Below are 25,047 nucleotides of genomic sequence, written 5' to 3' on the forward strand. Positions count from 1 at the left end.
CGCGGCGAAGCGGGCACCCACGCGCCGGGCATCAGCCAGCGCCAGATGCTGGAGGTGGAGATTAACGTGCTGGATAAAAACAACCAGCTCGCCGTCCGCAATCGCGCCCGCTTTGCCGCGCGCGAACAGCTGGTGCTGAACCTGGTCTCCAGCCCCGGCTCCGGTAAAACCACGCTGCTGACCGAAACCCTCAAACGGCTGAATAAACGTGTCTCCTGCGCCGTTATCGAAGGTGACCAGCAAACGGTAAACGACGCCGCGCGCATCCGCGAAACCGGTACGCCTGCGATTCAGGTCAACACCGGGAAAGGGTGCCATCTGGACGCGCAGATGATTGCCGACGCCGCCCCGCGCCTGCCGCTGGCGAACAACGGCATCCTGTTCATTGAAAACGTCGGCAACCTGGTCTGCCCGGCAAGCTTCGACCTCGGCGAGCGGCATAAAGTGGCGGTACTCTCCGTGACCGAAGGGGAAGACAAGCCGCTGAAATATCCGCATATGTTTGCCGCCGCCTCCCTCATGCTGCTGAACAAAGTCGACCTGCTGCCGTACCTGAATTTCGACGTAGATAAGTGCCTGGCTTACGCCCGCGAAGTGAACCCGGACATTGAGATCCTGCTGGTTTCCGCCACGCGCGGCGACGGGATGGACGCCTGGCTGAACTGGCTGGAGAACGAACGATGTGCATAGGCGTCCCCGGACAAATTCATTCCATCGACGGCAATCAGGCCAAAGTGGAGGTCTGCGGCATCCTGCGCGATGTCGACCTGACGCTGGTAGGCAGCCACGATGAGACCGGCGCATCGCGTCTCGGCCAGTGGGTGCTGGTCCACGTAGGTTTTGCCATGAGCGTGATTAATGAGGAAGAAGCCCGCGACACGCTGGACGCGCTACAGAATATGTTTGACGTCGAGCCGGACGTGGGCGCCCTGCTGTATGGGGAGGAACGATAACACATGCGTTACGTTGATGAATATCGCGCGCCTGAGCAGGTGTTGCAGCTTATCGATCGCCTGAAGTCCCGCGCGTCGCTGCTGGACTACACGAAAGAAAAACCGCTGCGGATCATGGAGGTGTGCGGCGGACACACCCACGCCATCTTTAAATTTGGCCTCGACCAGCTGCTGCCGGAGAACATCGAATTTATCCACGGCCCCGGCTGCCCGGTGTGCGTGCTGCCGATGGGGCGCATCGACAGCTGTCTCGACATCGCCAGCCGCCCCGGTGTGATTTTTTGCACCTTTGGCGATGCCATGCGTGTACCGGGAAAAAATGGCTCGCTGCTCCAGGCGAAGGCGCGCGGCGCGGACGTGCGGATCGTCTACTCACCGATGGATGCCCTGACGCTGGCGATGGCTAATCCTGAGCGTAAGGTCGTCTTTTTCGGGCTGGGTTTTGAAACCACCATGCCCGCCACCGCCATTACCCTCCAGCAGGCGAAAGCCCGCAACGTCACTAACTTTTACTTTTTCTGCCAGCACATCACGCTTATTCCCACGCTGCGCAGCCTGCTGGAAGCGCCGGATAACGGTATCGACGCGTTTCTGGCGCCGGGCCACGTCAGCATGGTGATCGGCACAGAAGCCTACGGTTTTATCGCTGAACAGTACAATCGTCCGTTAGTGGTGGCTGGTTTCGAGCCACTTGATCTACTGCAAGGCGTGACCATGCTGGTTGAGCAGAAAATAGCGGCCCTGAGTGCGGTGGAAAATCAGTATCGCCGCGTGGTGCCCGATGCAGGTAACAGACGGGCACAGCAGGCCATAGCCGACGTGTTTAGCGTCGAAGGCGACAGCGAGTGGCGCGGACTGGGGCTGATTGCCGAATCCGGCGTACACCTGACGCCCGCGTATCGCGCCTTCGACGCCGAAGCGCATTTCCGACCGCAGCCGCAGCAGGTGTGCGACGATCCCCGCGCCCGCTGTGGCGACGTACTCACCGGAAAATGCAAACCTCATCACTGCCCGTTATTTGGCAACGCCTGTAACCCGCAAACCGCGTTTGGCGCGCTGATGGTCTCTTCAGAAGGGGCATGCGCCGCGTGGTATCACTATCGCAACCAGGAGTGTGAAGCATGAACACGGTGGAAATGGCGCACGGAAGCGGTGGACAGGCGATGCAGCAGCTGATTAACCGGCTGTTTATGGACGCCTTTGACAACCCCTGGCTCGCCGAGCAGGAAGATCAGGCGCGCATTGCGCTCTCAACCCTCACCGCACACGGTGACAGGCTGGCGTTCTCTACCGACAGCTACGTGATTGACCCGCTGTTCTTCCCGGGCGGCGATATCGGCAAGCTCGCCGTCTGCGGCACGGCAAACGACGTCGCCGTCAGCGGGGCGATCCCCCGCTACCTCTCCTGCGGGTTTATCCTCGAAGAAGGGTTACCGATGGAAACGCTCACGGCGGTGGTCAACAGCATGGCGCACACCGCCCGCGAGGCGGGGATCGCCATCGTCACCGGGGATACCAAGGTGGTGCAGCGCGGCGCGGCGGATAAGCTTTTTATCAACACCGCCGGGATGGGGGCGATCCCCGCCGATATTCACTGGGGCGCTCAACAGCTTTGCGCAGGCGACGTGCTGATTGTCAGCGGCACGCTGGGCTGCCACGGGGCAACCATCCTGAACCTGCGCGAAGGCCTGAGGCTGGACGGGGAACTGCGCAGTGACTGCGCGGTACTCACGCCGCTGATCCAGACGCTGCGCGACATGCCGGGCGTAAAAGCCTTGCGCGACGCCACGCGAGGCGGCGTGAATGCCGTGGTGCACGAATTTGCCGCAAGCAGCGGCTGCGGAATTGAGCTGACCGAGCGCGGCCTGCCTGTCAAAGGCGCCGTGCGCGGGCTATGCGAGCTATTAGGGCTAGACCCGCTTAACTTTGCCAACGAAGGCAAGCTGGTGATCGGCGTGGAACGCACGGCGGCGGAAGCCGTACTTGCACAGCTGCGCGCGCATCCATTAGGGAAAGACGCGGCCATCATCGGCGACGTGGTTGAGCGCAAAGGGGTGCGCCTGACCGGGCTTTACGGCGTGAAGCGTACGCTGGATCTGCCGCACGCTGAACCGTTACCCCGAATTTGCTAGACCGCGCCAAAAGCGGTCAGCACTGAATTTCTCTTTTTGCCAGTTTCTATTGGAAAGCAACAATGCCGTATACACCGATGAGCGATCTTGGACAGCAGGGCCTGTTTGACATCACGCGCACACTTTTACAACAGCCCGACCTCGGCGCACTGAGCGATGCCCTGACGCGGCTGGTCAGGCAATCTGCGCTGGCGGACAGCGCCGCCATTGTGCTCTGGCATAGCGCAACCCACCGCGCGAGCTATTTCTCAACGCGTGATAACGGCAAAATCTTCGAATATGAAGATGAAACGTTTCTTGCCCACGGCCCGGTGCGGCGTATTCTCTCCCGCCCGGAAGCGCTGCACTGCAATTTTGACCAGTTTCGCCAGGCCTGGCCGAAGCTGGCAGAGAGCAACCTTTACCACCCTTTCGGCCACTACAGCATGCTGCCGCTGGCGGTGGAAGGGCAAATTTTTGGCGGCTGCGAGTTTATCCGCGATACCGACCAGCCCTGGAGCGAGGCGGAGTACGAACGCCTGCACACCTTTACCCAGATTGTGGCCGTTGTCGCGGAGCAGATCCAAAGCCGCGTCACCAATAACGTGGACTACGACCTGCTGAGCCGCGAGCGCGATAACTTCCGCATTCTGGTTGCCATCACCAACGCCGTGCTCTCCCGCCTGGACATGGATGAGCTGGTCAGCGAAGTATCAAAAGAGATCCATCACTATTTTAAAATCGATGCCATCAGCATTGCGCTACGCGGCAACCGGAAAGGCAAGCTGAACATCTACTCCACCCACTACCTTGATGAAGCTAACCCGGCGCACGAGCAGAGCGAAGTGGACGAAGCGGGAACGCTGTCCGAGCGGGTATTTAAAAGCAAAGAGATCCTGCTGCTCAATCTCAATGAACAGGATCCGGTAGCCCCCTACGAGCGGATGCTCTTCAACACCTGGGGCAACAAGATCCAGACCCTGTGCCTGCTGCCGCTGATGTCCGGCAACACCATGCTCGGCGTGCTCAAACTGGCGCAGTGCGATGAAGCCGTATTTACCACCGCCAACCTGAAGCTGCTGCGCCAGATCGCCGAGCGCATCTCCATCGCGCTGGATAACGCCCTCGCCTATCAGGAGATCCACCGCCTGAAGGAGCGGCTGGTGGACGAAAACCTGGCGCTGACCGAGCAGCTCAACAACGTGGACAGCGAGTTTGGCGAAATCATCGGGCGCAGCGATGCCATGTACAGCGTGCTCAAGCAGGTGGAGATGGTGGCGCAAAGCGACAGCACGGTGCTGATCCTCGGTGAAACCGGTACCGGGAAAGAGCTGATTGCCCGGGCGATCCACAACCTGAGCAACCGCAACAGCCGCCGGATGGTGAAGATGAACTGCGCGGCGATGCCTGCTGGCTTACTGGAAAGCGACCTGTTCGGCCACGAGCGCGGTGCCTTTACCGGCGCCAGCAGCCAGCGGCTGGGCCGTTTTGAGCTGGCGGATAAAAGCTCTTTGTTCCTCGACGAAGTGGGCGATATGCCGCTGGAGCTCCAGCCCAAGCTGCTGCGCGTGCTGCAGGAGCAGGAGTTTGAGCGCCTCGGCAGCAACAAGCTGATCCAGACCGACGTGCGTCTGATTGCCGCCACCAACCGCGATCTGAAAAAAATGGTCGCAGACCGTGAGTTCAGAAGCGATCTCTACTATCGCCTGAACGTGTTCCCGATCTGCCTGCCGCCGCTGCGCGAGCGCCCGGAAGATATTCCGCTGCTGGTGAAAGCCTTTACCGCGAAGATTGCCCGCCGGATGGGGCGAAATATCGACAGTATTCCTGCCGAAACGCTACGCACACTCTCGGCGATGGAGTGGCCGGGGAACGTGCGCGAGCTGGAAAACGTCATCGAGCGCGCGGTGCTGCTGACGCGCGGGAACGTGCTTCAGCTGTCCCTGCCGGAGGTTTCTCTTGCGGAAACGACCGTGGCCGCAACCGAGGTTGCGAAGGATGGAGAGGATGAATATCAGCTCATTATGCGAGTGCTGAAGGAGACCAACGGCGTGGTAGCCGGGCCGAAAGGCGCGGCGCAACGGCTGGGGCTGAAGCGTACCACCCTGCTCTCGCGCATGAAGCGTCTGGGAATCGATAAAGAGAGCCTGAATTAACCCGTCATTCCGGCGCCGTATATGGCGCCGCCTTTCATCACTCTGCGTAATTGTCTCACATTGACACAATATATTTTCCTCTGTATAAAATTCCGCCTTAATAATGCGTTTCATTTGCATCAAAATAATTTTAATGAAGGTAGCGTTTAATGAAAAAGGTTCTCTGCGCGTTAGGCCTGGCGGTTGCATCAATGAGTACAGCTCTGGCTACCACGTACCCGCTCACGATAGAAAACTGCGGGTATAAAGAAACCTTCACCAAAGCGCCGGAACGCGTTGTGGCCCTGGGGCAGAATACCGTCGAGATCCTGCTTCTGCTGGGTCTGGAAGATAAGGTGAAAGCCAGCGCGTTCTGGCCGACCAAAGTATTGCCGCAGCTGGCTGAGCAGAATGCAAAAATCAAAACCCTGACCGTCGAAATTCCGACACTTGAATCCATTCTTGCGCAAAACCCTGATTTTGTTCCTGCACAGCTGCCGCTGCTGCTCGGACCGGAAAGTAAGGTCGCAAAACGCGAAGACCTGGCCACCGTTGGGGTAAACAGCTATTTATCTCCGGGCATGTGCGCCACCAAAAAAGCCGCAGGGGACATGTACGGCAGCCGCCAGACGCTGTGGGACATGACCTACCTTTATCAAGAGATTGAGGATTTCGCCAAGATTTTCAACGTGGAAGCGCGCGGTCAGGCCGTTATCGCCGACTTCAAAAAACGTGAAGCCGACCTGCGCCAGGAGTTTGGCAAAAACAACAAAGACCTCTCCTTTGTTTTCTGGTTCTCAAGCTCCTCACCTTCGGCTGATGCCTATGTCGGCGGCAAAAACAGCGCCTCTGGCTTTATTGCTAACGTGCTGGGCGGCCATAACGCCATTACCTCTGAGACCGAATGGCCGACCGTGGGCTGGGAAAGTATTATTGCCGCTAATCCGGACGTGATTGTGGTCTCCAGCCTGGATCGTAACCGCTGGGCGCTGGACAACGCCGAAGAAAAAATCAAATTCCTGAAAAGCGATCCAGCCGTCAGCCAGATGGAGGCGGTGAAGAAGGGTCATATTGTGGTGATGGACGGCCAGGCCATGAACCCGACGATTCGCACGCTTTACGGTGCTGAGCAGGTCGGCGAACAGCTCAGAAAACTGGGACTGAACTGATGACCACCGCCGTACTTCAGATGCGGCAGGGGGTGCTCCTGACCACGTCATGCCTGCTCGCCTTCGTGCTGTTGTTTCTGGTGATCGCCCTTGGCGTCAGCATCGGTGAGTTGTCTATCCCGCTCAATAACGTGTTCTACGCCATCAGCAATAAGCTGGGGCTGACTGACGTTCCGCTCAACCGCATCTACGAGAGCGTCATCTGGGACTTTCGCCTCAGCCGCGCGCTGGTGGCGGCCTGTTGCGGAGCCGGGTTGGCCATCTGCGGGGGCGTATTGCAGAGCCTTTTGAAGAATGCGCTGGCGGAACCTTACGTGCTCGGCGTGTCGGCGGGAGCGTCAACCGGGGCGGTGTCAGTCGTCGTATTGGGTCTCGGCACCGGCGCAGTGTCGCTTTCTGCGGGCGCGTTTGCCGGAGCCTTCGCCGCCTTTGCCTTCGTCGCCTTCCTGACCAACGGCGCGCGCGGCGGCAATGAACGCACGATCCTGGCGGGCGTAGCGGCCTCTCAGCTGTTTAACGCCATTACCGCCTATACCATCAGCACCTCTGCCAGCGCGCAACAGGCGCGCGACGTGATGTTCTGGCTGCTGGGCAGCTTTAGCGGCGTACGCTGGCCGGAATTCCAGCTGGCGCTGGTAGTGGTACTGGCGGGGCTGGCCGTCTGTCTTTATTATTCCCGTGCGCTGGACGCCTTTACGTTCGGTGATGATGCCGCCGCCTCGTTGGGCATTGCCGTGCCCTGGGTGCGCCTGGCCTTGTTTACCACCACCGCCCTGATCACCGCGACCATCGTCAGCATGGCGGGCTCTATTGGTTTTGTCGGGCTGGTCGTGCCGCACGTTATGCGTTTCCTGTTCGGGCCGCTGCACCGCACGCTGCTGATAGCCAGCGCGCTGGCGGGGGCGATCCTGATGGTGCTGGCCGACATCGCCTCGCGGATGCTGATTGCTCCGCAAAGCCTGCCGGTTGGCGTCGTTACCGCACTGGTGGGCGTACCGTTCTTCGCCGTGATTATCTACCGCTCAAGGAATAAGTAATGAGCATCTGCGCCGAGAAAATCACCTGGAAGGTAGGTAAAAAGATCATTGTGAATCATGTTTCGCTGAAGGTTTCCCGGGGCGAAACGGTGGGCCTGCTTGGCCCTAACGGCTGCGGTAAATCCTCACTGTTGCGCATACTGGCAGGTCTGCGCCGCCCGGATGCCGGGTGCGTGACGCTGGACGGACAGGACATTGCCCGCATTGCCAAAAAGCAGCTGGCGCGGCGCGTGGCGTTTGTTGAACAGCACGGGATGACCGATGCCAACATGCGCGTGCGTGACGTGGTCAGGCTGGGGCGCATTCCGCACCATTCGCCCTTCTCAAACTGGAGCGCGCAGGATGACGAAACCGTCACTGCCGCCCTGCAACGCGTGGATATGCTGGATCGCAGCGAACAGGGCTGGCTGAGCTTATCCGGCGGCGAGCGTCAGCGAGTGCATATCGCCCGCGCGCTGGCGCAAGCGCCAACCGAAATTCTGCTGGATGAACCGACCAACCACCTGGACATTCATCATCAGATGCAGCTCATGCAGCTTATCAGTGAGCTGCCGGTAACCAGCATCGTCGCCATTCACGATCTTAACCACGCATCCATGTTCTGCGATTCGCTGATTGTGATGCAGCAAGGGCAGATTGTGGCGACCGGAACGCCGCAGGAAATCTTATCCGAGGAACTACTCTGGGACGTCTTCAGGGTGAAAACCAGAATCGAGATCTCGCCGTACCACGGCAAAAAACACATCCATTTTATCGTGTAGGGGTGAGTTAAAACGATGCCTCTTCGCACTGCCAACACCCTCTGGCCGCCCGTTCTGCTGGGCAGCCAGTTTGTGTTTAATATCGGCTTTTACGCGGTCGTCCCCTTCCTGGCGATCTTCTTACGTGACGATATGCTGCTCTCCGGCGGGCTGATTGGGCTGGTGCTTGGGCTGCGCACCTTCTCCCAGCAGGGGATGTTTATTGTTGGCGGCGCGCTTTCAGACCGGTTTGGCGCGAAGAGCGTGATCCTCAGCGGCTGCATCGTCCGCGTGGTGGGTTATTTACTGCTGGCCTTTGGGCAATCCCTGTGGCCCATCATTCTGGGGGCCTGTCTGACGGGCGTTGGCGGCGCGCTGTTCTCACCGTCGATAGAGGCCCTGCTGGCAAAAGCGGGAACGCAAAGTGAGGCAAAGGGTAAACGCAGCCGCGCGGAGTGGTTTGCGCTGTTTGCGGTATGTGGGGAACTCGGCGCCGTGCTTGGCCCGGTGATGGGTGCGCTGCTGACGGGGCTGGGTTTCCGCCAGGTTGCGCTCGCGGGGGCGGGAATATTTATCGTTGCGCTCGTGGTGCTCTTTTTCTGCCTGCCCGCGGCGCACCGCAGCACGAAGCCGCTGAAAATTCTGCCCTGGTGGACGACGTTCCGCCAGCCGCGTTTCGTCGCCTTTATCATCGCCTACAGTTCGTGGCTGTTAAGCTATAACCAGCTCTATCTGGCGCTGCCGGTGGAGATCCAACGCGCCGGCGGGAACGAAAAAGATCTGGGGCCGCTGTTTATGCTGGCCTCGGTGCTGATTATTGTTCTGCAGCTGCCCCTTGCCCGTTTCGCCCGAAACGTCGGCGCGGTCCGGATCTTACCGGTGGGCTTTTTGCTGCTTTCCGCCTCGTTTGCAAGCGTGGCGCTCTTTGCCGCGACGGAGCCGCCGGAGGGCTGGCTGCGCCTGCTGCCCTCTGCAAGCCTTGTCACGCTGCTGACGCTCGGACAAATGCTGCTGGTGCCGTCGGCTAAAGATTTGATCCCGCGCTTTGCCGAGGAGTCAACGCTTGGAGCGCACTATGGCGCACTCTCAACCGCCGGCGGCATCGCGGTGCTGGTGGGGAATTTAGGTTTAGGCAGCCTGCTGGACAAGGCGCTGGTGCCCTCGACGGAGGCCATTTACCCGTGGCTGCTGCTGGCGGTGTTTCCACTGTGCAGCGCGGTCGCGCTGAGCGTGATTTGCCGCCCGCTGCGGCGCTGAAGCGCCTATTTTTTAGGTCGATACTTTTCAGGCAGTTCCGGAACCGGACGGCGATCGTCAATAAGGTGGCGAAGAGTCAGAATCGGATGACGCCATAGCATTCGTGGCCCCGCCCAGCGCATCACCTGCTTCATCTCCTCACGTCTGGCGGGCTGATAGCAGTGCACCGGGCACTGTTTGCAGGCGGGTTTTTCCTCACCAAAGATGCATTTATCCAGCCGCTTATCAGCATAAGCCTTGAGCGCCGAATAGTGTCCCTCTTCTTTTATGGCGTGCGGACACCTGTTTTCGTACAGGGCGATCATTCTGGCGATCGTCTTTTTTTCTCGTGAAATACGTTTACCGGACATAACGCCGTCCCCAACAATAAAGTGCATTTATAATACCCTTTTATCTGCACATTTTCAGTCATTGCATTCCGTTTTCTGAAGCGTCCTTCCAGAATTTCCCCGCCCCCCGCTGCGTTTTACTGGTATTTTATACAGGCATAAATAATCACCTTTGACCGCATTCACCGGAGCGCTTATGCAAGAGATCGCGATCGCCAAACCCTATCGTCACTTGAAAGTGGGTTACTTCAGAAAACGTCATGAAGACCGTAAAACGAAAATTCCAAAACGGTACAGCGTACACGCAGCTCTAAGCCTGAAAGGCGACTGGCTTGAACAAGCGGGATTTACCACCAACTCGCAGGTGCGGGTGGGCGTCGAGCACGGAAAAATCATCATTGAATTAATGGCGGAAGATGCCTCGTAAAGTCGTGACTTTTTTCTGCGCCGCACCTTTTTTTCATGCGACAATAGAAGGAACAATCGGCCATTGAGCCGCTCAAAGCGTAATATTTTCAAAGAAATGGATATCATAACTCCATGAGCACAATCGACAATTTCGACGCGCATACGCCAATGATGCAGCAGTACCTGAAGCTGAAGGCACAGCACCCGGAAATTTTGCTGTTTTACCGTATGGGCGATTTTTACGAGCTTTTTTATGATGATGCGAAACGTGCGTCTCAGCTGCTCGACATTTCCCTGACGAAACGTGGCGCGTCGGCAGGCGAGCCCATCCCGATGGCGGGTATCCCGCATCACGCGGTTGAAAACTATCTGGCGAAGCTGGTGAACCAGGGCGAGTCTGTCGCAATCTGCGAACAAATTGGTGACCCGGCCACATCGAAAGGCCCTGTTGAGCGCAAGGTCGTACGCATCGTCACGCCGGGAACCATCAGCGATGAGGCCCTGCTTCAGGAGCGCCAGGATAACCTGCTGGCGGCGATCTGGCAGGATGGTAAAGGGTTTGGCTACGCCACGCTGGATATCAGCTCCGGTCGTTTTCGCCTGAGTGAACCGGCTGACCGTGAAACCATGGCGGCTGAACTACAGCGCACTAATCCGGCAGAACTGCTTTATGCAGAGGATTTCGCCGAGATGGCGCTGATTGAAGGTCGCCGCGGCCTGCGTCGTCGTCCACTGTGGGAGTTCGAAATTGATACCGCGCGCCAGCAGTTGAACCTGCAATTTGGCACGCGCGATTTGATTGGCTTTGGCGTGGAAAACGCCCCGCGCGGGCTGTGTGCCGCAGGCTGCCTGTTGCAGTACGTTAAGGATACGCAACGTACCGCCCTGCCCCATATTCGTTCCATCACCATGGAGCGTCAGCAGGACAGCATCATCATGGATGCCGCCACGCGCCGCAACCTGGAGATCACGCAGAACCTCGCTGGCGGCATGGAAAATACGCTGGCGTCGGTTCTTGACAGCACGGTTACCCCCATGGGCAGCCGTATGCTCAAACGCTGGCTGCATATGCCGATCCGCAATACCGAAACGCTGACTGGCCGCCAGCAAACCATTGCCGCATTGCAGGATCGTTATACCGAATTGCAGCCGGTGCTGCGTCAGGTGGGTGACCTTGAGCGTATCCTTGCGCGCCTGGCATTGCGTACCGCGCGTCCACGCGATCTCGCCCGTATGCGTCATGCTTTCCAGCAGTTGCCGGAACTGCGCGCTCAGCTGGGAGAGATCGACAGCGCGCCAGTGCAAAAGCTGCGCGAAACCATGGGCGAATTTACCGAGCTTCGCGAACTGCTGGAACGTGCCATCATTGATGCGCCGCCTGTTCTGGTGCGGGATGGCGGGGTTATTGCTCCGGGTTACAACGAAGAGCTGGACGAATGGCGTGCGCTGGCCGATGGCGCGACGGATTATCTGGATAAGCTGGAAATCCGCGAGCGTGAACGTCTGGGGCTCGACACCCTGAAAGTCGGCTACAACGCGGTACACGGTTACTATATCCAGATCAGCCGTGGGCAGAGCCACCTGGCCCCGATTCACTACGTTCGCCGCCAGACGCTGAAAAATGCCGAGCGCTACATTATACCCGAGCTGAAAGAGTACGAAGACAAAGTGCTCACGTCGAAAGGTAAAGCGCTGGCGCTGGAGAAACAGCTGTATGACGAGCTGTTCGACATCCTGATGCCGCACCTGGCTGACCTGCAACTGAGCGCCGCTGCGCTGGCCGAGCTGGATGTCCTGGTAAACCTGGCTGAGCGCGCCGACACGCTGAATTACACCTGTCCGACCTTTACTGACAAACCCGGCATTCGCATTACCGAAGGCCGCCACCCGGTGGTTGAGCAGGTGCTGAACGAGCCGTTTATTGCCAACCCGTTGAACCTGTCACCGCAGCGAAGAATGCTGATCATTACCGGCCCCAACATGGGCGGTAAAAGTACCTATATGCGCCAGACAGCCCTTATCGCGCTGCTCGCCTACATCGGCAGCTACGTTCCAGCGCAGAAGGTTGAGATTGGCCCTATCGACCGTATCTTCACCCGTGTGGGTGCGGCGGACGATCTGGCGAGCGGTCGCTCTACCTTTATGGTCGAGATGACCGAAACCGCCAACATTCTGCATAACGCGACAGAGAACAGTCTGGTGTTGATGGACGAAGTAGGACGCGGTACCTCCACCTATGACGGCCTGTCTCTGGCCTGGGCGTGCGCGGAAAGTCTGGCAAATAAAATCAAGGCGCTGACGCTGTTCGCAACGCACTATTTCGAACTGACACAGCTGCCAGAGAAAATGGAAGGCGTGGCTAACGTCCACCTTGATGCGCTTGAGCACGGCGACACCATCGCCTTTATGCACACGGTGCAGGACGGCGCGGCAAGCAAGAGCTATGGCCTGGCCGTCGCCGCGCTGGCGGGCGTGCCAAAAGAGGTGATTAAGCGCGCGCGTCAGAAATTGCGTGAGCTGGAAAGTTTGTCACCGAATGCGGCAGCTACGCAGATAGATGGTACGCAGATGTCACTGCTGGCGGTGCCGGAAGAGACCTCTCCGGCGGTAGAAGCGCTGGAGAACCTCGACCCGGATTCACTGACGCCGCGTCAGGCGCTGGAGTGGATTTATCGGTTGAAGAGTCTGGTTTAGTTTTCTGCGGTCTTTTGCCGGGTGGCGGCTTCGCCTTACCCGGCCTACAAAACCCGTAGGACCGGTAAGCGTAGCGCCACCGGGCTTTTTTTACAGCAGCGGCGGGATCGTCGGCACCTGCGGTGCTTCATCAATATCCTTCTGCGTCATGCGGAACGCTTCCGGGTAATGCTCGCGGCTGGTACGGCGCAGCGGTTCGGTATCGCGCCAGGTATACAGACAGTGCTGACACTGATATACCGTCCAGACACCTTTCACCGGTGATGTTGCCATCACTTCAATATGTTCATCGGCACAACGTGGACAAATCATTTTTTCCTCCTTATTGACGTGCCGCCAGCATCGCGGTCAGTTTTTCGGCCCAGGCTTTGGTTTCAGGGAGATCCTGTACCGGCTGGCTGTAGTGACCACGGTTGTCCGGGGCAACCGGGGTGGTGGCATCAATGATCAGCTTGTCAGTGATCCCCGCCGGGCTGGAGCCGGGGTCAAGCTCGAGCACAGACATATTCGGTAGCTGCACCAGATCGCCTGCCGGATTGACCTTTGATGACAGCGCCCACATCACCTGCGGCAGGTTAAACGGATCGACGTCTTCATCCACCATAATCACCATTTTCACGTAACCCAGACCGTGTGGCGTGGTCATGGCGCGGAGGCCGACCGCACGGGCAAAACCGCCGTAACGCTTTTTAGTGGAGATAATCGCCAGCAGACCGTGGGTGTACATGGCGTTTACCGCCTGCACTTCCGGGAATTCCGACTTTAGTTGCTGATAGAGCGGTACGCAGGTGGCGGGCCCCATCAGATAATCAATCTCGGTCCACGGCATGCCGAGGTAAAGGGATTCGAAAATGGGTTTGGTGCGGTAAGAGACTTTATCAATGCGTACGACCGTCATGTTGCGCCCGCCGGAGTAGTGTCCAGTAAACTCACCGAATGGCCCTTCAATTTCACGTTTCCGGCCTTCAATCACCCCTTCGAGGATCACTTCCGACCCCCACGGCACATCGAAACCGGTCAGCGGAGCCGTCGCAATCGGATACGGGCTTTCGCGTAGCGCACCGGCCATCTCATACTCGGATTGATCGTATTTCAGCGGCGTGGCGCCCATCAGGGTGATGATCGGATCGTTACCCAGCGTAATGGCAATAGGCAGGTCTTCGCCGCGCTCTTCTGCCTTATGCAGATGCAGCGCGATATCATGCATCGGCACCGGTTGCAGGCCGAGCTTACGCTTGCCCTTCACTTCCATACGGTAGATCCCGACGTTCTGTTTGCCGAAGTGATCGGGGTCGAGCGGATCGCGGGAGACAACGCACGCTTTATCGAGATAAAAGCCTCCGTCACCGTCGTTCAGGCGGAACAGCGGCAGAATGTCGAACAGGTTGATGTCTTCCCCGTCCACCGTGTTCTGCGCCCAGGCCGGATTTGCACGACGCTCTGGCGAGACGGGGAATTTGTCCCAGCGACGAATAAACTCGTCGATCTGTTTTTTCACCGGGGTATTCGCTGGCAGCCCCATCGAAATAGCATGGTTTTGCCACGAGCCGATAGTGTTCATCACCACACGGGCATCGGTGAAGCCGCGAATATTATCGAACCACAGCGCAGGCGCACCGTCACCGATGCGTCCGGTAGCGTTGGCGGCCGCCGCTAAATCCGGCTCAGCGTTTACCTCTTCCTCAATTTTCAGCAGTTGCCCTTGCTCATCGAGCGCCTGCAAGAAGCTTCTCAAATCATCAAATGCCATCTTTATTCTCCTGTGAAAAATGTTTCGCTGCCTGCAAACCTTCCCAGCGTCGGGCTTTTTTATGCTCCAGACCAAACTGGTCGAGAACACGGGTCACGATATGCTGGGTAATGTCATCGGCGGTTTGCGGGTGGTTGTAGTACGCAGGCATAGGCGGCACCATCGCCACGCCCATACGGGAAAGAGCAAGCATGTTCTCGAGATGGATGGTGCTGAGCGGCGTCTCACGGGGAACCAGCACCAGCTTGCGCCCCTCTTTCAACACTACGTCTGCCGCACGCCCTACCAGCCCTTCGGCGTAGCCCGCGCGGATACCCGCCAGCGTTTTCATGCTGCACGGGATGACGATCATGCCGTCGGTGCGAAACGAGCCGGAGGAGATGGTGGCAGCCTGATCGGCCGGGCTATGGACGACATCCGCCAGTGCAGCAACGTCATGCGCAGTGAAGGGCGTTTCCAGCTCAATGGTGGTTTTTGCCCACTTCGACATCACCAGGTGCGTTTCCACCTCCGGCATTTCCCGCAGCGCCTGTAACAACGCCACGCCTAATGGCGCACCCGTCGCGCCCGTCATTCCCACAATCAATCTCATTCAGCACCTCAATTAATTTGTTCGTATACGAACATATTAATTAAACTACGCCTTGATCCTGCTGCTGACAAGATCGTTCGCATACGATCACACTAATCGCTAAAAAACTCTCGCGTTAAAATTCAGCCCAAGAGCGGCTATCATAGAGGGAGTATTTTTCCGTCGGAGTGTCCATGGAGTTAAGACAAGAAGCTTTCCACCTGCTACGTCAGCTTTTTCAACAGCATACCGCCCAGTGGCAGCACGCATTGCCTGAACTGACCAAGCCACAATATGCGGTGATGCGGTCAATTGCTGAAAATCCTGGTATTGAGCAGGTTGCCCTGACTGAAGTCGCGGTGAGCACCAAAGCGACGCTGGCAGAAATGCTGAGCCGCATGGAAGCACGCGGCCTGGTCAGGCGCGAGCACGATCCGGCAGACAAACGCCGTCGGTTTGTCTTTCTGACTGCCGAAGGAGAGGCCCTGCTTGAGAGCAGTAAACCGATTGGAAATGAGGTGGATGAGGCATTTCTGGGGCGCCTTAACGGCGCGGAACGAGAGCAATTTTCAGCGCTCATTAAAAAAATGATGCAGGGTTAAGTCACCCTGACGCGCATAAAATCAATAAATGTTCGCACTTTCGCGGGCACATGCCGGGCATCGGGATAAACGGCATAGATGCCCTGCTGAGCAAACGTGTATGCCGGTAACAGCGAGACCAGTTCCCCCGCATCCAGTGCGTTACGCACCAGCCACTCCGGCAGCAGCGCCACTCCACATCCCGCGAGGGCAAAAGCCATCAGCGCCTGGGCGCTGTCTGCATACAGGCGCGGCGCTTTCTTGATCTCAAAGGAAACCGGATGTCCATCAACACCTCTCACCTGCCAGCGCAGCGGCGACGTTAAACGCTCGTGAATGATCCAGTCCGCTTCCGCCAGTTGTTCCAGCGAGTCAACCGGATGGTTTGCCAGCCAGCCTGGCGTTGCCACGGGCAGGATGGTGAAGGAGGTCATCAACGCGGCGTGGTAGCGCGAATCTGCAAGCGTGCCGAGCCGGATAGCGACATCGAAGCGCTCGGCGATAAGATCGGCATGCAAAGAGGACGAGACATGCCGCACGCGAAGGTCCGGGTGCAACTGGCTAAATTCAGCCAGCAAAGGCACCACCACCTGCGAGCCATATTCGGGCGTGGTGGTGATCCGCAGTTCTCCCGTGAGCCCGGCGTGGTTGGCGCGAACGTCATCCTGCAATCGCTCTGCATCCCGTAACAGCATCACGCTTCGTTGATGAAAGAGCTTCCCCGCCTCGGTCAGCGTCAGGCGTCGGGTGGTTCGCAGCAACAGGGTGACGCCCAGCTCCTCTTCAAGCTGACGAATATGAAAGCTGACCACCGCTTTTGTCAGCCCCATCGCCTCCGCTGCGGCGGTGAAACTGCCGGTGTCCGCTACGGCGATAAACATCGCCGTACGCTGTAAATTAAGCATCGCTTGCCTGGTTAACTGTCAAAATAATGTTGACAGTATATCGTGCTTTGTCGCGTTTATCCGTAACGCGCGGGCCGATACGATACGCCACCTCACCGGAGGAACTTCCATGACGTATCGCAGCAAAATCGCCGTCGTCTTTCTGCTCGGCTTTTTCCTTGATTTGATAAACATGTTTATTGCCAGCGTCGCCTTTCCGGCGATGGCTCGCGCTTTCAATACCACACCTTCCGCGCTTGCCTGGGTAAGTAACGGATACATTGCCGGGCTAACGCTAGTCATCCCTTTCAGCAGTATCCTGACGCGCCGCGTCGGGCCGAAGCGCGTTATCCTGCTCTCACTGCTTCTCTTTAGCGCGGCCTCCGTTGCGGCGGGTCTCTCATCTTCGCTGGAAAGTCTGATTGCCTGGCGAGTCGTGCAGGGCGCCGGAGGGGGTTTACTGATCCCGGTTGGTCAGGCGCTGACCTGGCAACAGTTTAAGCCTCATGAGCGGGCCAGACTCTCCTCGGCGGTGATGCTGGTCGCACTGCTTGCCCCCGCGTGCTCACCGGCTGTGGGCGGTATGCTGGTTCAAACATTCAGCTGGCGCTGGATATTTTTTGCCACCCTGCCCGTCGTCATTGTCACCTTTGCTTTGGCCTGCGCGTGGCTTAAAACAGAACCGTCGCCGATAACCCCCACCAGGACAGTAAACCTGTCTTTGCTGACGGATCCGCTGTTGCGCTTATCCATGCTTATCTATGTGTGCGTACCCGGCATTTTTATCGGCGTGAACGTAACGGGCATGTATTACCTCCAGAGCGAGGCCAATATGACACCCGCCGCAACGGGCATGCTTATGCTGCCGTGGTCTGTGGCTTCGTTTTTGGCTATCACCGCGACAGGACGCTATTTCAACCGTATCGGCCCCCGGCCGCTGGTGGTCATCGGTTGCCTTTTGCAGGCGACGGGCATTCTGCTTTTAGTTAACGTCGGCCCGGCAATGCTGCTACCTGCCGTTGCGTTTGCGCTGATGGGCGCGGGGGGAAGCCTTTGCAGCAGTACGGCTCAGAGCAGCGCGTTTTTGACGATGCGACCGGAAGATATGCCCGATGCCAGCGCGCTATGGAATCTCAATCGTCAGTTGAGCTTTTTTGCGGGCGCTCTGCTGCTGGCGCAGGCGCTGAGCTTCATGCAGGCTTATCTCTCGCCGCTGGCCGCCTGGCACGGGATGTTTGTTTTTGCCGCAGTCATCACTCTACTGCCCGTACTGTACGTCTACCGTCTTAACAACACGCAGTTACTTGCGCAACTGCAACAGGAGCAACCATGACCCATTTCGAACAAGAGATCCTCGACATTCACGTCGCCCTTGAAAACTGGTTAGGTGCAGGCGAAGGCAATCGGGACGCCCTGCTCGCCCGTTTCCGTCCGGATTTTCTGATGGTTCCACCGAGTGGCAACCCGTTAGATCATCACGCGCTTGCCCAATTTTTATATGCGCAGCGGGGAACCCGACCCGGGCTCAGGATCGGTATTGACGCGTTAACAACGCTTCAGACATGGGACAACGGCGCGGTGCTCCATTACCGGGAGACGCAAACCCGGCCAGGCCAGCCCGTCAACGTGCGCTGGTCAACCGCGGTGCTTAATCAGGAAGGGGATAACATCACCTGGCGTTTGCTGCACGAAACGGCGCAGCCGTAAGGCATAAAAAAGGCCCGTCTCACGACGGGCCTTTTCTGACGAATGGTTGCTTACTCGCGGAACAGCGCTTCGATATTCAGACCTTGCCCTTGCAGGATTTCACGCAGGCGGCGTAGGCCTTCAACCTGAATCTGACGAACACGTTCACGGGTCAGGCCAATCTCACGGCCGACATCTTCCAGTGTCGCAGCTTCATACCCCAGTAAACCGAAACGACGTGCCAGCACCTCACGCTGTTTGGCGTTCAGTTCGAACAGCCATTTGACGATGCTCTGTTTCATGTCATCGTCCTGCGTGGTGTCTTCCGGGCCGTTGTCTTTTTCATCGGCCAGGATGTCCAGCAGCGCTTTTTCGGAGTCGCCACCCAGCGGGGTGTCAACCGAGGTAATGCGCTCGTTGAGACGCAGCATACGGCTTACGTCATCAACCGGTTTGTCGAGTTGCTCTGCGATCTCTTCCGCACTTGGCTCGTGGTCCAGTTTATGGGACAACTCGCGCGCGGTACGCAGATAAACATTCAACTCTTTGACGATGTGGATCGGCAGTCGAATCGTACGGGTCTGGTTCATAATAGCCCGTTCGATGGTCTGACGAATCCACCAGGTCGCGTAGGTTGAGAAACGGAACCCGCGTTCCGGGTCAAACTTCTCAACTGCGCGGATGAGACCTAAGTTGCCCTCTTCAATCAGATCCAGCAGAGCCAGACCACGATTGCCGTAACGGCGGGCAATTTTCACGACCAGTCGCAGGTTACTTTCGATCATGCGACGACGCGAGGCAACATCACCACGCAAAGCACGACGTGCGAAATAGACTTCTTCTTCGGCCGTTAGCAGTGGGGAGTAACCAATCTCCCCAAGGTAAAGCTGAGTCGCGTCCAGCACACGCTGTGTGGCACCCTGCGATAACAGCTCTTCTTCAGCCAAATCGTTATCACTGGGTTCCTCTTCTACTAAGGCTTTTTCGTCAAAAGCCTCTGCTCCGTTCTCATCAAATTCCGCGTCTTCATTTAAATCATGAACTTTCAGCGTATTCTGACTCATAAGGTGGCTCCTACCCGTGATCCCTGGACGAGACACCCTGGCTGGCATGCCCCGTCAATTTATCGCTGCGGTAAATATTGCAGCGGGTTTACGGATTTCCCCTTGTAACGAATTTCAAAATGCAAGCGTGTAGAACTGGTTCCGGTGCTACCCATGGTAGCGATTTTTTGCCCCGCCTTAACTTCTTGTTGTTCCCGGACCAGCATTGTGTCGTTATGGGCGTAGGCACTCAGGTAATCATCATTATGTTTGATGATAATAAGATTACCGTAACCGCGCAGTGCGTTACCGGCATAGACAACGCGTCCGTCTGCGGTCGCGATGATTGCCTGTCCTTTACTGCCTGCGATATCGATCCCTTTGTTGCCCCCCTCAGAGGTAGCGAAGTTCTCGATAATCTTGCCGTCAGTTGGCCAACGCCAGGTGGTAATTGACGAGCTGGCATTCTGACTGCTTGCAGTCGGTACAGTAGAGCTAACCACAGGTGCCGTAGTCGGTGCTGTGACAACAGTCGCAGTACCTTTATTATTCGGCAACATTTTGTTAGCACTCTGATCACCTGAATCCTCAGAATACGTAATTACAGGTTGTGAAGCAACCACCGTGGTGGTTTTTTGTGCAGGGGTGACGCTGTTATTTTGCGCAGTTACGTCGGCTGCTGAAACGGTGTTGCCTGGCGTAAGCGGTGTCCCCGTCGCGTTGCCAACCTGAAGCGTTTGCCCGACTTCCAGAGCATACGGGGCCTGGACGTTGTTTCGCTGTGCCAGATCGCGGAAATCGTTCCCGGTGATCCAGGCAATATAGAACAGCGTATCGCCGCGCTTCACGGTATAGGTACTGCCGCCGGTATAGCTACCTTTCGGAATGTTCCCATACTTACGGTTATACACTATGCGGCCATTTTCAGTCTGAACAGGCTGTTCCACTGGCTGTATCTGCGTAGGCTGCGTAACTGGACGCTGAACCGGCTGGATCTGCGGCGTTTGCTGCGCCGTTGAGGTGCCCATTTTAGGCGGAGGGGTGATCAACATTCCGCTGGACGTGTTACCCGAGCCGCTGGTTCCATTAACGGAACTGACGGGCGCAGGCGCGTTATTTGAACTTGTACAGCCTGCCAGCCAGAGCGAAACCAGTGATAATGCCGCAACACGGCTGATGGTGAATTTTGGGCTTCCCGCGCTCATTTATCCCCCAGGAATGTGTTAACTACCAGTGACTTAAAAATAACCGTGATGGCACGAACCTATCGCGCCACACCATACGCTGAATTTGCCTTAATAACCCTGGAAAAATCCGAGTCTCAGGCCAGCTCGCCCTTAACCAGGGGCACAAAGCGTACGGCTTCCACGGTATCGATAATAAACTCGCCGCCGCGTCGACGAACGCGCTTTAAAAGCTGCTGCTCATCGCCGACGGGCAAAACAAGAATGCCGCCCTCGTCCAGCTGCGAGAGAAGTGCAGCGGGGATTTCAGGTGGCGCTGCCGTGACAATGATGGCGTCAAACGGGGCGCGAGCCTGCCAACCCTGCCATCCATCGCCGTGGCGTGTCGATACATTATGTAAATCAAGCTGTTTCAGGCGACGGCGCGCCTGCCACTGCAACCCTTTAATCCGTTCCACGGAACAGACATGGTGCACAAGGTGGGCCAGGATCGCGGTCTGATACCCTGAACCGGTGCCAATTTCCAGCACCCGGGAGTCTGGCGTTAACTCCAGAAGCTCCGTCATACGCGCCACCATGTAGGGCTGCGAAATCGTCTGGCCTTGCCCGATGGGCAGCGCCACGTTTTCCCACGCTTTGTGTTCAAACGCCTCATCTACAAACTTCTCACGGGGAACCTGGGCAAGCGCATCCAGCACCTGCTCGTTGGCAATCCCCTGTGCGCGTAATTGTTCCAGAAGAGTTTGTACACGTTTACTTACCATTGCGCGTTCACTCCGACCCGATCTAACCAGTCCGACACCACATCATGCGCGCTATAAGCGGTTAAATCTACGTGCAACGGCGTTACGGAAACGTAACCCTCATCCACCGCAGCGAAGTCGGTGTCTGGCCCGGCATCGCATTTATCTCCCGGCGGGCCGATCCAGTACAGGGTATTGCCACGCGGATCCTGCTGGGGAATAACCTGATCGGCCGGGTGGCGACTGCCGCAGCGCGTCACGCGGATCCCTTTAATCTCGTCCAGTGGGAGATCCGGCACGTTAATATTAAGGATACGTCCGGTACGCAGTGGCTCGCGGCCAAGCGCACGGAGAATGGAGCAGGTCACCGCGGCGGCAGTGTCATAGTGGGTGTGGCCGTTTAACGAGACCGCCAGCGCCGGGAAACCCAGGTGACGCCCTTCCATCGCCGCGGCCACGGTGCCGGAGTAAATCACATCATCGCCAAGATTTGGTCCGGCATTGATGCCGGAGACCACAACATCCGGCCGAGGGCGCATCAGCGCATTTACGCCCAGAAACACGCAGTCGGTCGGCGTCCCCATCTGGACGGCAATATCGCCATTCTCAAAGGTAAAGGTGCGAAGTGAAGACTCCAGCGTCAATGAGTTAGACGCGCCACTGCGGTTACGATCGGGAGCCACGACCTGCACATCCGCAAATTCGCGGAGGTGTTTCGCCAGCGTCTGAATACCTGGCGCATGGATCCCGTCATCGTTACTCAGCAATATTCGCATAATCACCCGACGTGTTGATAAGTTCCCTGACAACACTGGTGGCAAAGCTACCTGCCGGCAGCCAGAAGCGTAACTCGACGGTTACGTCATCCCACCAGTTCCAGCTCAGCTGTTGCGGGTAGAGGAGCATCGCACGGCGCGCCGCCTCGACCTTTTCCCGCACCAGCAACGATTGTAATTCTGGCGCATCCGCCACCGCTGACTGCTCAGCGGCCAGCGCCTCGCCCTGGGTTCCCCAGTCGCCTGAACCCGGCAAGGCGGCGGTAATCATCAGCGTTTTAGCGTCCACGCGCGACTGGACATCGGCCATCTCATCGGCCGTTGCCACAAACCAGCTTCCGCGTCCCGCTAATTGTAGCGCATCGCCGACAACAACTTGATTCGCGTCCGGTTTTTTCAGCCGTTCGCTCACAATCTGATTAAACAACGCACTGCGGGCCGCCGACAACCAAAAACTGCGTTTATTACGATCGCGCACCGGTGCACCGCTTTGCGCCCAGCGCAGCGCACCCAGCAGGTTGCTGCCACCAATGCCAAAGCGCTGTGCGCCGAAATAGTTTGGCACGCCGCGTTCGTTAATGGCCTTCAGGCGTTTTTCAACGTCTTCGCGTTCGGTCACTTCGCGCAACACCAGAGTAAAGGCATTGCCTTTTAACGCTCCCAGACGCAATTTGCGTTTATGGCGGGCGTACTCCAGTACCTTACAGCCCTCAAGCTCAAATTTGCTTAAATCGGGCATGCCGTTGCCGGGCACGCGGGCGCAAAGCCACTGTTCGGTCACGGCATGTTTATCTTTTTGACCGGCAAAGCTCACTTCGCGGGCGTGAATATTGAGGAATTTTGCCAGCGCGTCCGCCACGAAGCGGGTGTTGCAGCCGTTTTTCAGAATGCGCACCAGGATGTGCTCGCCTTCGCCGTCCGGCTCAAAACCGAGATCTTCCACTACCACGAAATCTTCAGGGTTGGCTTTCAGCAGCCCCTTGCCCTGCGGTTCACCGTGCAGATACGTCAGGTTGTCGAAATCCGTCATTTGGCCGCCTTCACCAGCAGCGCCACGGCTTCACAGGCAATGCCTTCGCCACGACCGGTAAAGCCCAGCTTCTCCGTGGTGGTCGCTTTGACGTTGACGTCGTCCATATGGCAGCCCAGATCTTCAGCGATAAACACACGCATCTGAGGGATGTGCGGCAGCATCTTCGGTGCCTGAGCAATGATCGTCACATCAACGTTGCCAAGGGTGTAGCCTTTGGCCTGAATATGACGCCAGGCTTCGCGCAGCAGTTCACGGCTGTCTGCGCCTTTAAAAGCAGGATCGGTGTCCGGGAACAGTTTGCCAATGTCGCCCAGCGCGGCGGCACCCAGCAGCGCGTCGGTCAGCGCATGCAGCGCCACGTCGCCATCAGAATGCGCCAGCAGACCTTTTTCGTATGGAATGCGCACGCCGCCAATGATAATTGGGCCAACGCCGCCAAAGGCGTGTACATCAAAACCGTGTCCAATACGCATTATGCCTTCTCCTGAGGGGTCGTACGGGTAAGATAAAATTCCGCGAGCTGTAAGTCTTCCGGGCGCGTCACTTTTATATTATCAGCGCGCCCTTCAACAAGCGTGGGGTGGAAACCGCAATACTCCAGTGCCGAGGCTTCGTCCGTAATGGTCGCACCTTCTTTAAGCGCACGCGTTAAGCAGTCGTGGAGTAATTCGCGGGGAAAAAATTGTGGCGTCAGCGCGTGCCATAGATCGACGCGCTCGACGGTGTGGGCAATCGCCGGTTTACCCGGTTCGGCACGCTTCATGGTGTCACGCACCGGGGCGGCCAGAATGCCGCCCACGTTACTGGTTTCACTCAGAGCCAGCAGACGTGACAGATCGTCGTGATGCAGACAGGGACGCGCGGCATCGTGCACCAGCACCCACTGCGCGTTCCCGGCAGCCTGAATGCCCGCCAGAACGGAGTCAGCCCGCTCTGCGCCGCCGTCAACGACGGTAATCTGAGGGTGATTCGCCAGCGGGAGCTGAGCAAAACGTGCATCGCCGGGGCTGATGGCAATAACAACGCGTTTCACCCGAGAATGCGCCAGCAGCGCCGCCACGGCGTGCTCGAGGATCGTTTTATCGCCAATTGAGAGGTACTGCTTAGGACATTCTGTCTGCATGCGCCGGCCAAAACCTGCGGCCGGCACCACGGCACAGACGTCCGAAAAAGTTGCTGCCATGTCGTAATCCTGGGCCTGATTATCGATTGTTTTGTGCGGAGCCCTGATTGCGTTTAGACGCATCCGGAACCAGGCGATAAAACGTTTCGCCCGGCTTAGTCATACTGAGTTCATTGCGTGCGCGCTCCTCAATCGCCTCCTGGCCGCCATTGAGGTCATCAATTTCAGCAAAAAGTTGATCGTTACGCGCTTTAAGTTTGGCGTTTGTCGCCTGCTGTGCCGCGACGTCATCGCTCACCCGGCTGTAGTCGTGCAGTCCGTTTTTGCCGAACCACAGCGAATATTGCAGCCAGACTAGCAAAGCCAGCAACAGCAGCGTTAGTTTACCCATCCTGCCCCCTGAAAAAACGGCATCATCATCCCATAACTTTCCGCTGGACTCTACTGCGGGGTTCTAATTATGCCGTAAGTTAGCCCATCAGCCATAAAAACAGCAGGCCAAAGATGACCACAACGGTGGCGATAGTGATGAGCGTACTATACAGAAGCTTGCCGTTGAAAAGGGAGTGCAGCGCCACGCCCACAACCACCGCAACGGGCATCAGCGCTAAAAAGAAAGGCCAGGTATAGAGGAAGAAAAAGAGGGTGTTACCACCGTAGATCAAAAACGGGATACCCAGCGCCAGTAGCCACGATACGAAGCCGACTATCGCCCCAGGGAAGGACCAGGTCGTCTCGTCGTCGGTCGTTAACGGTTCCGACCCGGTGGTAATCATGTAGTTTTCACTGTTGCGCATAGCTAATCCTGTGACCGTGACTCATCGCTCGGGAAGACAGCTC

29 protein-coding genes are annotated in these 25,047 nt (G+C 57.6%); 15 read left to right on the forward strand and 14 right to left on the reverse strand.

The window, feature by feature from the left end; translation table 11 throughout:
- The 9 genes from hypB to DD606_RS13325 form a co-directional block, all read left to right on the forward strand.
- Positions 1-690, forward strand: a 690-nt coding sequence (hypB, locus tag DD606_RS13285) for a hydrogenase nickel incorporation protein HypB (protein WP_129258754.1), incomplete at its 5' end; no start/stop codon positions are given.
- Positions 681-953 carry a HypC/HybG/HupF family hydrogenase formation chaperone gene (locus tag DD606_RS13290; RefSeq protein ID WP_003862132.1) on the forward strand — a complete coding sequence of 91 codons (273 nt, stop codon included), beginning with the start codon at positions 681-683 and terminating at the stop codon, positions 951-953. The genes hypB and DD606_RS13290, both read left to right, overlap by 10 nt.
- A 3-nt stretch (positions 954-956) precedes the next feature.
- Entirely contained in the window at positions 957-2,078 is a 1,122-nt protein-coding gene (hypD, locus tag DD606_RS13295; RefSeq protein ID WP_045331298.1) for a hydrogenase formation protein HypD, read from the forward strand.
- Positions 2,075-3,085, forward strand: a complete 1,011-nt coding sequence (gene hypE, locus DD606_RS13300) for a hydrogenase expression/formation protein HypE (protein ID WP_058659899.1) — start codon at positions 2,075-2,077, stop codon at positions 3,083-3,085. Before hypD ends, hypE begins: the two co-directional genes overlap by 4 nt.
- A 62-nt stretch (positions 3,086-3,147) precedes the next feature.
- A complete protein-coding gene (gene flhA / locus DD606_RS13305; RefSeq protein WP_022651748.1) occupies positions 3,148-5,220 on the forward strand; it encodes a formate hydrogenlyase transcriptional activator FlhA in 2,073 nt (690 codons plus the stop codon).
- A gap of 149 nt (positions 5,221-5,369) precedes the next feature.
- Positions 5,370-6,368: an ABC transporter substrate-binding protein gene (locus DD606_RS13310; RefSeq protein WP_022651749.1), complete on the forward strand. Its 999-nt coding sequence runs from the start codon at positions 5,370-5,372 to the stop codon at positions 6,366-6,368.
- Entirely contained in the window at positions 6,368-7,405 is a 1,038-nt protein-coding gene (locus tag DD606_RS13315; RefSeq protein WP_072139562.1) for an iron ABC transporter permease, read from the forward strand. The genes DD606_RS13310 and DD606_RS13315 overlap by 1 nt, the downstream gene beginning before the upstream one ends.
- On the forward strand, positions 7,405-8,166 hold the full coding sequence (locus DD606_RS13320) for an ABC transporter ATP-binding protein (protein ID WP_045335708.1): 762 nt from the start codon (positions 7,405-7,407) through the stop codon (positions 8,164-8,166). The genes DD606_RS13315 and DD606_RS13320 overlap by 1 nt, the downstream gene beginning before the upstream one ends.
- Positions 8,167-8,181: 15 nt before the next feature.
- Positions 8,182-9,402 carry an MFS transporter gene (locus tag DD606_RS13325; protein ID WP_129258756.1) on the forward strand — a complete coding sequence of 407 codons (1,221 nt, stop codon included), beginning with the start codon at positions 8,182-8,184 and terminating at the stop codon, positions 9,400-9,402.
- A 5-nt stretch (positions 9,403-9,407) separates the two neighbouring features.
- Here the strand turns inward: DD606_RS13325 and DD606_RS13330 are convergent, their stop codons facing one another.
- A complete protein-coding gene (locus DD606_RS13330; RefSeq protein ID WP_072199583.1) occupies positions 9,408-9,752 on the reverse strand; it encodes a nitrous oxide-stimulated promoter family protein in 345 nt (114 codons plus the stop codon).
- 175 nt (positions 9,753-9,927) lie between these two features.
- On the opposite strand from DD606_RS13330, the gene DD606_RS13335 reads away from it, so the two are divergent.
- Positions 9,928-10,158, forward strand: a complete 231-nt coding sequence (locus DD606_RS13335; RefSeq protein WP_003862120.1) for a SymE family type I addiction module toxin — start codon at positions 9,928-9,930, stop codon at positions 10,156-10,158.
- A gap of 113 nt (positions 10,159-10,271) precedes the next feature.
- Positions 10,272-12,833, forward strand: a complete 2,562-nt coding sequence (mutS, locus tag DD606_RS13340; RefSeq protein ID WP_045331305.1) for a DNA mismatch repair protein MutS — start codon at positions 10,272-10,274, stop codon at positions 12,831-12,833.
- A gap of 90 nt (positions 12,834-12,923) precedes the next feature.
- Here the strand turns inward: mutS and DD606_RS13350 are convergent, their stop codons facing one another.
- From DD606_RS13350 to DD606_RS13360, 3 genes are read right to left on the reverse strand one after another with little or no spacing between them, the layout of a single operon-like run.
- Positions 12,924-13,145 (reverse strand): non-oxidative hydroxyarylic acid decarboxylases subunit D, encoded by a 222-nt coding sequence (locus DD606_RS13350; protein WP_003862116.1) that lies wholly within the window; start codon positions 13,143-13,145, stop codon positions 12,924-12,926.
- Positions 13,146-13,155: 10 nt separating this feature from the next.
- Entirely contained in the window at positions 13,156-14,583 is a 1,428-nt protein-coding gene (locus DD606_RS13355) for a non-oxidative hydroxyarylic acid decarboxylases subunit C (RefSeq protein WP_023314736.1), read from the reverse strand.
- Positions 14,573-15,175, reverse strand: coding sequence for a non-oxidative hydroxyarylic acid decarboxylases subunit B (locus DD606_RS13360; protein WP_003862111.1), 603 nt, complete (start codon positions 15,173-15,175; stop codon positions 14,573-14,575). Before DD606_RS13360 ends, DD606_RS13355 begins: the two co-directional genes overlap by 11 nt.
- A gap of 173 nt (positions 15,176-15,348) precedes the next feature.
- Between DD606_RS13360 and DD606_RS13365 the strand changes: the two genes are divergently transcribed.
- Positions 15,349-15,756 (forward strand): MarR family winged helix-turn-helix transcriptional regulator, encoded by a 408-nt coding sequence (locus DD606_RS13365; protein WP_022651767.1) that lies wholly within the window; start codon positions 15,349-15,351, stop codon positions 15,754-15,756.
- Here the strand turns inward: DD606_RS13365 and DD606_RS13370 are convergent.
- Positions 15,753-16,640: a LysR family transcriptional regulator gene (locus tag DD606_RS13370; protein ID WP_003862107.1), complete on the reverse strand. Its 888-nt coding sequence runs from the start codon at positions 16,638-16,640 to the stop codon at positions 15,753-15,755. The two genes, DD606_RS13365 and DD606_RS13370, sit on opposite strands and share 4 nt — an antisense overlap.
- A 109-nt stretch (positions 16,641-16,749) precedes the next feature.
- Here DD606_RS13370 and DD606_RS13375 point away from each other — a divergent pair, with 109 nt between their 5' ends.
- Complete coding sequence (locus DD606_RS13375) at positions 16,750-17,952, forward strand: MFS transporter (protein WP_039269081.1); 1,203 nt, start codon at positions 16,750-16,752, stop codon at positions 17,950-17,952.
- Complete coding sequence (locus DD606_RS13380) at positions 17,949-18,326, forward strand: DUF4440 domain-containing protein (RefSeq protein WP_022651771.1); 378 nt, start codon at positions 17,949-17,951, stop codon at positions 18,324-18,326. Before DD606_RS13375 ends, DD606_RS13380 begins: the two co-directional genes overlap by 4 nt.
- 50 nt (positions 18,327-18,376) lie before the next feature.
- Here DD606_RS13380 and rpoS read toward each other — a convergent pair whose 3' ends face one another.
- Together rpoS and nlpD are read right to left on the reverse strand one after the other, a co-directional pair.
- Positions 18,377-19,369 carry an RNA polymerase sigma factor RpoS gene (rpoS, locus tag DD606_RS13385; protein ID WP_013098493.1) on the reverse strand — a complete coding sequence of 331 codons (993 nt, stop codon included), beginning with the start codon at positions 19,367-19,369 and terminating at the stop codon, positions 18,377-18,379.
- A gap of 59 nt (positions 19,370-19,428) precedes the next feature.
- Entirely contained in the window at positions 19,429-20,502 is a 1,074-nt protein-coding gene (gene nlpD, locus DD606_RS13390; protein WP_306173475.1) for a murein hydrolase activator NlpD, read from the reverse strand.
- Between nlpD and DD606_RS26630 the strand changes: the two genes are divergently transcribed.
- A complete protein-coding gene (locus DD606_RS26630; RefSeq protein WP_306173474.1) occupies positions 20,444-20,575 on the forward strand; it encodes a peptidase in 132 nt (43 codons plus the stop codon). The genes nlpD and DD606_RS26630 overlap by 59 nt on opposite strands.
- Before the next feature lie 94 nt (positions 20,576-20,669).
- On the opposite strand, the gene DD606_RS13395 is transcribed toward DD606_RS26630, so the two are convergent.
- From DD606_RS13395 to DD606_RS13425, 7 genes are all read right to left on the reverse strand, one after another.
- A complete protein-coding gene (locus DD606_RS13395; protein WP_015571709.1) occupies positions 20,670-21,296 on the reverse strand; it encodes a protein-L-isoaspartate(D-aspartate) O-methyltransferase in 627 nt (208 codons plus the stop codon).
- Positions 21,290-22,051, reverse strand: a complete 762-nt coding sequence (surE, locus tag DD606_RS13400) for a 5'/3'-nucleotidase SurE (RefSeq protein WP_017382816.1) — start codon at positions 22,049-22,051, stop codon at positions 21,290-21,292. Before surE ends, DD606_RS13395 begins: the two co-directional genes overlap by 7 nt.
- Positions 22,032-23,081: a tRNA pseudouridine(13) synthase TruD gene (gene truD / locus DD606_RS13405; protein WP_023323677.1), complete on the reverse strand. Its 1,050-nt coding sequence runs from the start codon at positions 23,079-23,081 to the stop codon at positions 22,032-22,034. The genes surE and truD overlap by 20 nt, the downstream gene beginning before the upstream one ends.
- Entirely contained in the window at positions 23,078-23,557 is a 480-nt protein-coding gene (gene ispF, locus DD606_RS13410; protein ID WP_045350954.1) for a 2-C-methyl-D-erythritol 2,4-cyclodiphosphate synthase, read from the reverse strand. The genes truD and ispF overlap by 4 nt, the downstream gene beginning before the upstream one ends.
- Positions 23,557-24,267 (reverse strand): 2-C-methyl-D-erythritol 4-phosphate cytidylyltransferase, encoded by a 711-nt coding sequence (gene ispD, locus DD606_RS13415; RefSeq protein ID WP_022651774.1) that lies wholly within the window; start codon positions 24,265-24,267, stop codon positions 23,557-23,559. Before ispD ends, ispF begins: the two co-directional genes overlap by 1 nt.
- Before the next feature lie 19 nt (positions 24,268-24,286).
- The gene (gene ftsB, locus DD606_RS13420) at positions 24,287-24,598 is read right to left on the reverse strand and encodes a cell division protein FtsB (RefSeq protein WP_003862095.1); all 312 of its coding nucleotides are present in this window, start codon (positions 24,596-24,598) and stop codon (positions 24,287-24,289) included.
- A gap of 79 nt (positions 24,599-24,677) precedes the next feature.
- On the reverse strand, positions 24,678-25,004 hold the full coding sequence (locus DD606_RS13425; RefSeq protein ID WP_006811767.1) for a DUF3561 family protein: 327 nt from the start codon (positions 25,002-25,004) through the stop codon (positions 24,678-24,680).
- Positions 25,005-25,047 lie beyond the last annotated feature (43 nt).

This window comes from Enterobacter cloacae complex sp. GF14B, from assembly GCF_004136805.1.
Taxonomy (GTDB): Bacteria; Pseudomonadota; Gammaproteobacteria; order Enterobacterales; family Enterobacteriaceae; genus Enterobacter; species Enterobacter hormaechei_C.

What these genes read in the sequence shown, in the direction of transcription:
- DD606_RS13290 (WP_003862132.1), top strand. Translation starts at nt 681, where the DNA reads ATGTGCATAGGCGTCCCCGGACAAATTCATTCCATCGACGGCAATCAG.
- hypD (WP_045331298.1), top strand. Translation starts at nt 957, where the DNA reads ATGCGTTACGTTGATGAATATCGCGCGCCTGAGCAGGTGTTGCAGCTT.
- hypE (WP_058659899.1), top strand. Translation starts at nt 2,075, where the DNA reads ATGAACACGGTGGAAATGGCGCACGGAAGCGGTGGACAGGCGATGCAG.
- flhA (WP_022651748.1), top strand. Translation starts at nt 3,148, where the DNA reads ATGCCGTATACACCGATGAGCGATCTTGGACAGCAGGGCCTGTTTGAC.
- DD606_RS13310 (WP_022651749.1), top strand. Translation starts at nt 5,370, where the DNA reads ATGAAAAAGGTTCTCTGCGCGTTAGGCCTGGCGGTTGCATCAATGAGT.
- DD606_RS13315 (WP_072139562.1), top strand. Translation starts at nt 6,368, where the DNA reads ATGACCACCGCCGTACTTCAGATGCGGCAGGGGGTGCTCCTGACCACG.
- DD606_RS13320 (WP_045335708.1), top strand. Translation starts at nt 7,405, where the DNA reads ATGAGCATCTGCGCCGAGAAAATCACCTGGAAGGTAGGTAAAAAGATC.
- DD606_RS13325 (WP_129258756.1), top strand. Translation starts at nt 8,182, where the DNA reads ATGCCTCTTCGCACTGCCAACACCCTCTGGCCGCCCGTTCTGCTGGGC.
- DD606_RS13330 (WP_072199583.1), bottom strand. Translation starts at nt 9,752, where the DNA reads ATGTCCGGTAAACGTATTTCACGAGAAAAAAAGACGATCGCCAGAATG.
- DD606_RS13335 (WP_003862120.1), top strand. Translation starts at nt 9,928, where the DNA reads ATGCAAGAGATCGCGATCGCCAAACCCTATCGTCACTTGAAAGTGGGT.
- mutS (WP_045331305.1), top strand. Translation starts at nt 10,272, where the DNA reads ATGAGCACAATCGACAATTTCGACGCGCATACGCCAATGATGCAGCAG.
- DD606_RS13350 (WP_003862116.1), bottom strand. Translation starts at nt 13,145, where the DNA reads ATGATTTGTCCACGTTGTGCCGATGAACATATTGAAGTGATGGCAACA.
- DD606_RS13355 (WP_023314736.1), bottom strand. Translation starts at nt 14,583, where the DNA reads ATGGCATTTGATGATTTGAGAAGCTTCTTGCAGGCGCTCGATGAGCAA.
- DD606_RS13360 (WP_003862111.1), bottom strand. Translation starts at nt 15,175, where the DNA reads ATGAGATTGATTGTGGGAATGACGGGCGCGACGGGTGCGCCATTAGGC.
- DD606_RS13365 (WP_022651767.1), top strand. Translation starts at nt 15,349, where the DNA reads ATGGAGTTAAGACAAGAAGCTTTCCACCTGCTACGTCAGCTTTTTCAA.
- DD606_RS13370 (WP_003862107.1), bottom strand. Translation starts at nt 16,640, where the DNA reads ATGCTTAATTTACAGCGTACGGCGATGTTTATCGCCGTAGCGGACACC.
- DD606_RS13375 (WP_039269081.1), top strand. Translation starts at nt 16,750, where the DNA reads ATGACGTATCGCAGCAAAATCGCCGTCGTCTTTCTGCTCGGCTTTTTC.
- DD606_RS13380 (WP_022651771.1), top strand. Translation starts at nt 17,949, where the DNA reads ATGACCCATTTCGAACAAGAGATCCTCGACATTCACGTCGCCCTTGAA.
- rpoS (WP_013098493.1), bottom strand. Translation starts at nt 19,369, where the DNA reads ATGAGTCAGAATACGCTGAAAGTTCATGATTTAAATGAAGACGCGGAA.
- DD606_RS13395 (WP_015571709.1), bottom strand. Translation starts at nt 21,296, where the DNA reads ATGGTAAGTAAACGTGTACAAACTCTTCTGGAACAATTACGCGCACAG.
- surE (WP_017382816.1), bottom strand. Translation starts at nt 22,051, where the DNA reads ATGCGAATATTGCTGAGTAACGATGACGGGATCCATGCGCCAGGTATT.
- truD (WP_023323677.1), bottom strand. Translation starts at nt 23,081, where the DNA reads ATGACGGATTTCGACAACCTGACGTATCTGCACGGTGAACCGCAGGGC.
- ispF (WP_045350954.1), bottom strand. Translation starts at nt 23,557, where the DNA reads ATGCGTATTGGACACGGTTTTGATGTACACGCCTTTGGCGGCGTTGGC.
- ispD (WP_022651774.1), bottom strand. Translation starts at nt 24,267, where the DNA reads ATGGCAGCAACTTTTTCGGACGTCTGTGCCGTGGTGCCGGCCGCAGGT.
- ftsB (WP_003862095.1), bottom strand. Translation starts at nt 24,598, where the DNA reads ATGGGTAAACTAACGCTGCTGTTGCTGGCTTTGCTAGTCTGGCTGCAA.
- DD606_RS13425 (WP_006811767.1), bottom strand. Translation starts at nt 25,004, where the DNA reads ATGCGCAACAGTGAAAACTACATGATTACCACCGGGTCGGAACCGTTA.